The sequence below is a fragment of the Sphingobacterium sp. UBA7253 genome, from assembly GCF_002472745.1.
Classification (GTDB): domain Bacteria; phylum Bacteroidota; class Bacteroidia; order Sphingobacteriales; family Sphingobacteriaceae; genus Sphingobacterium; species Sphingobacterium siyangense.
This window is the reverse complement of sequence record NZ_DKSP01000201.1, coordinates 44,514-48,840: the sequence shown is the minus strand read 5'-3', so window position 1 is coordinate 48,840 and position 4,327 is coordinate 44,514. Positions and strand designations below refer to the sequence as shown.

The window sequence follows — 4,327 nt, the reverse complement described above, 5'->3', positions numbered from 1 at the left end:
GTGGGAAAGGGAGCATTGATAATTGGATTGCTCAATCCCGGAGGATTTACCCAATCAAGACCATCATTTGATACAACAACACTTGGATTTTCAAATTTCTTTGAATTTTGATTGGTTCCAACTGCGCCAAAATAAGGTGTAAAAACCATCCAATACTTATACCCATTCAGTTTATTGGGAAAATAAAGAACATCTGGATGACAATAACTGGCATTTGCGCCCGAGATATCTATAAAATCGTTGGCATTTTTTAACCCCTTAAAATTAGCGTCAGCAACGGTATGTATATTGACCAAACCTTCATCACCATCAAAAGTAACGGAATCAATGGGCTCAACAGTCCAAATAGGAGCTTCAACATCCTGCGCAAAAAAATTCTCCGGACGGCTGCAAGCCACTAGAAAAATACTTCCATAAAAAAGTATCAAAAAATTACGAATCATAAGTAAAAATCAAACGGTAGAAACAAAAAAACGCGACTTGGCTAACGATGTTTTTCAATAAATAAAATAAGCTGACGGCAAATAGATGTATAAAACAAATTATTGTTTTACGCTGCGAAATTAGCATAATTTTATCAAAGTAAAACAACGATTTTCTTTTTTAAATCACCAAGACAACAAAGACCCAAAATCAATCTAAAAAATTCGTTATCAAGACTTTCATTTTGCCGTTATAGGCACTAAAAAAACCACAATGCTTTAGCTTTGACACGATATTAAACGTATCACTTGAGGTAAAAAAACTATTCATAATGTAATATACTTTTCAAAACTTACTGTATTATTATTTGTATTCATACGCAAGCCTGCTCATTGTGCAAACACAATGAACCGGAACAACAAGCGTTATTATCTATATTGGTATTAAGAATCAAAAATTTTAATCATGGACAACAGTAAAAAACTTTATATCATCCGACATGCAAAAGCCGAAACTATTCCGGGCATAAACGATTTTGATCGTGCGCTTACATCCGACGGTATACAACAGGCCAAACAAGTTGCGGCTAAGCTGTCGGCAAAATTGACTTTAGATGAAAACAGTATCGTGATCAGTTCGCCAGCCAATCGCGCACTCCAGACAACACGTATTTTTCTAGATGTCATGGGCTCTTCTTCTTTTGATATCCAAATTGAAGAAACAATTTATGAATGTACGTACAAGCATTTGCTATCCATTATAAATGCTATTCCGGATCATATCAATCATGTACTACTCTTTGGACACAATCCAACGCTGACTGATCTAGTGGAATACCTGACCCGAAAAGCGGCCTATTTACGCACCTCATCCTGCGCAGAGATCAAGCTCGATACCGGTTTCACCTTTCAGATGCTCAGCGGCAATTGTGCCGATCTTGTGCAAATAATTGATTAAAATCCGATCAAAGAACAAACTTATCTTCAGATAAGATCAGCTTATCACTTGCCCACATTTGATTTCAGTGCCCTATCAATCACCAAAGGCACTGAAATCAAATCCAAATCATGTGAATACACCACAAATTTCTCAACCCTGCAGGGATCAAATTTTCCCTTAAATTCTTTCAGTCCCTTTGGTTCACGGAAGTAAGGATTACTTTCATAAAGAAAACTGATCAAACGTTCAATTAGCCCTTTCTTCTTGTCAAATCCTGAAAAAGGAGTCAGTCCCCTATTAAAAAAAGAATAACCTTCCTCTTTACAATACGCTAAAAAACGGATAATCAATACAACAGCCTCGTTAATAATTACTTTTTCACTACCTTCGTCCTATGGCGAATCAATTGCAATTTGAAAATTCACCCTACCTTAAACAGCACGCACACAATCCAGTAGATTGGATGCCCTGGGGGCCGGAAGCTTTAAAAAAAGCAAAAGACGAAAATAAACCGATCATCGTAAGCATTGGCTACTCGGCTTGCCATTGGTGCCATGTGATGGAGCGTGAAAGTTTTGAAAACTCAGCCATCGCCCAAACCATGAATACGTTTTTCGTATCGGTCAAAATCGATCGTGAAGAGCGCCCCGATATTGATCAAGTGTATATGCTTGCCGTGCAACTGATGACCAACGCTGGCGGCTGGCCATTGAATTGTATCTGTTTGCCCGATGGAAGACCTATTTACGGTGGTACCTATTTCAAACCGCACGACTGGCAGAATATCTTATTGCAAATTGCACAAATGTGGGCTGAGAAACCAGAAGTTGCATTCGAATATGCCGAAAAGCTAAACAATGGTATTCAACGGGCCGAGAAACTTCCCATCAATCCTATTCCAGCGCAATACACAATCGACGACTTAAATGAAATTGTTGCCCCTTGGACCGAGATGTTCGATAAAAAAGAAGGTGGTTATCAAAGAGCGCCCAAATTTCCACTGCCCAACAACTGGTTATTCTTCCTAAAATATGGCGTACTTGCCGACGATCGGGAGATCTTAGATCATGTCCATTTTACATTAAAAAAGATAGCATCTGGTGGTATATATGACCAGATCGGAGGTGGCTTTGCCCGCTATTCGGTGGACCATTATTGGCATATTCCCCACTTCGAAAAAATGCTTTATGACAATGGCCAGCTACTGTCCCTGTATGCCGAAGCGTATCAACAAAGTCGGGATCCATTCTATAAACGGATTATCGAAGAAACGATTACTTGGGCCGAGCGTGAAATGCTTGCTCCAAACCATGGTTTCTATAGCGCTTTAGATGCCGATAGCGAGGGCATTGAAGGGAAATACTATTCCTTCTCCAAAGCTGAATTTGACGAGGTATTGGGCGATGATGCCCCCCTACTCGGGCAATATTTTAACATAACCGAAGTCGGCAACTGGGAGGAGGAGAAAACCAACATTCCTATTTGCGCCATTAATGCAGACCAGTTAGCAACAAAGGTCAATATGTCAGCTGACGAATGGGCAGATTTTCTAAAAATTTCAAAGAAAAAATTATACAACTATCGTGAACAACGGATCCGTCCGGGACTCGACCATAAGCAGCTGACCACTTGGAATGCGCTATTTCTAAAAGGACTAATAGATGCCTATCACAGTCTTGGATACAGCCATTTCCTTGAACTCGCTTTAAACAATGCCCAGTTTATCTGTACACATCTTATTCAAGACGATCTCCAGTTATTGCACCAACCAAAAGATAACAATAGAGCGATCGCAGGCTTCTTAGATGACTATGCATTCACTATTGAAGCCTTTATAGCATTATATGAGGCGACATTTGACCTCAATTGGCTCACAAAAGCAAGACAGCTCGCTGATAAGGCCATTGCATTCTTTTACGATGGATCACAAAAAACATTCTACTATACATCGTCGCAGGCAGAGGAACTCATCGCACGGAAAAGCGAAATTATGGATAATGTAATTCCATCCTCTTCGTCGACAATGGTTCGTCAGCTGAAACGATTAGGTTTGCTTTTTGATGATGAAAATTACATCGCCATTACAGACCAATTGCTGGCGAATGTATTCCCGCAAATCAAGACTTATGGTTCGGCTTATTCAAATTGGGCAATATTATTGCTAGAAGAAATATATGGAATCAATGAAATTGCATTGACGGGGGATAAAGCAATGGCTTTCAAAAATGAACTCGGCAACTATTATATTCCAAATAAAATTGTTCTTGGCGGTACAGAAGAAAATCTTCCATTGCTCGAACATAGAGTCGGAAAGGAGACAAAAGCATATCTTTGTAAAAACAGGACCTGCAGTCTACCACAGGATTCCATACAAGCGTTAATAAATTATATTTAATAAACGGTAGCCTCGGGCTTCCAAAAATCAAAATCAGATGGCTATAAAAGCAAACGACGTCGTAGCATTGACGTACAGACTTCACACAGTAGAAAACGGTGAAAAAGTTTTCGTTGAAGAAACAACTGCAGAACAACCTTTAGATTTCTTATATGGTGTAGGTATGATGTTACCTAAATTCGAAGAAAACATCGCAGACTTAAACGTTGGTGATAAAATTTCATTTGAATTGGCACCGGATGATGCTTACGGTCAAAAAGATGACAAGGCATTCGCACAGTTGCCAGTAGATATGTTCAAAGAAACAGGTTTACCTCCAGTAGGAGAAGTATTGCCTTTGCAAGACAACCAAGGAAACCAATTCCGCGCTGTAGTAGCTGAGGTTACTCCAGAAGTAGTTGTCGCTGACTTAAACCACCCGATGGCTGGCAAAACATTAAATTTCGATATCGAAATCTTAACTGTACGTCCTGCTACTGAAGAAGAATTGTCTCACGGGCATTCACATGGTGTAGACGGCACACAAGGTCACTAATCCTGACCCAAGATACAAAAAAACAAAGCCGGGTG

At 39.7% G+C, this 4,327-nt stretch carries 4 protein-coding genes and 1 pseudogene; 3 read left to right on the top strand and 2 right to left on the bottom strand.

Annotation, left to right across the window (positions count from 1 at the left end; all coding sequences use genetic code 11):
* Positions 1 to 443, bottom strand: a pseudogene (locus B2X72_RS20260) (hypothetical protein); the annotation flags it as partial.
* 445 nt (positions 444 to 888) lie between these two features.
* On the opposite strand from B2X72_RS20260, the gene B2X72_RS20255 reads away from it, so the two are divergent.
* A complete protein-coding gene (locus tag B2X72_RS20255; protein ID WP_286709656.1) occupies positions 889 to 1,380 on the top strand; it encodes a SixA phosphatase family protein in 492 nt (163 codons plus the stop codon).
* Between the two features lie 44 nt (positions 1,381 to 1,424).
* Here B2X72_RS20255 and B2X72_RS20250 read toward each other — a convergent pair whose 3' ends face one another.
* Entirely contained in the window at positions 1,425 to 1,712 is a 288-nt protein-coding gene (locus B2X72_RS20250; RefSeq protein WP_286833884.1) for a phosphatidylglycerol lysyltransferase domain-containing protein, read from the bottom strand.
* A gap of 44 nt (positions 1,713 to 1,756) precedes the next feature.
* Here B2X72_RS20250 and B2X72_RS20245 point away from each other — a divergent pair, with 44 nt between their 5' ends.
* Together B2X72_RS20245 and B2X72_RS20240 are read left to right on the top strand one after the other, a co-directional pair.
* Positions 1,757 to 3,757: a thioredoxin domain-containing protein gene (locus B2X72_RS20245; RefSeq protein ID WP_286851258.1), complete on the top strand. Its 2,001-nt coding sequence runs from the start codon at positions 1,757 to 1,759 to the stop codon at positions 3,755 to 3,757.
* A 37-nt stretch (positions 3,758 to 3,794) separates the two neighbouring features.
* Entirely contained in the window at positions 3,795 to 4,292 is a 498-nt protein-coding gene (locus B2X72_RS20240) for an FKBP-type peptidyl-prolyl cis-trans isomerase (protein WP_075994257.1), read from the top strand.
* The last annotated feature ends 35 nt before the right edge of the window (positions 4,293 to 4,327 follow it).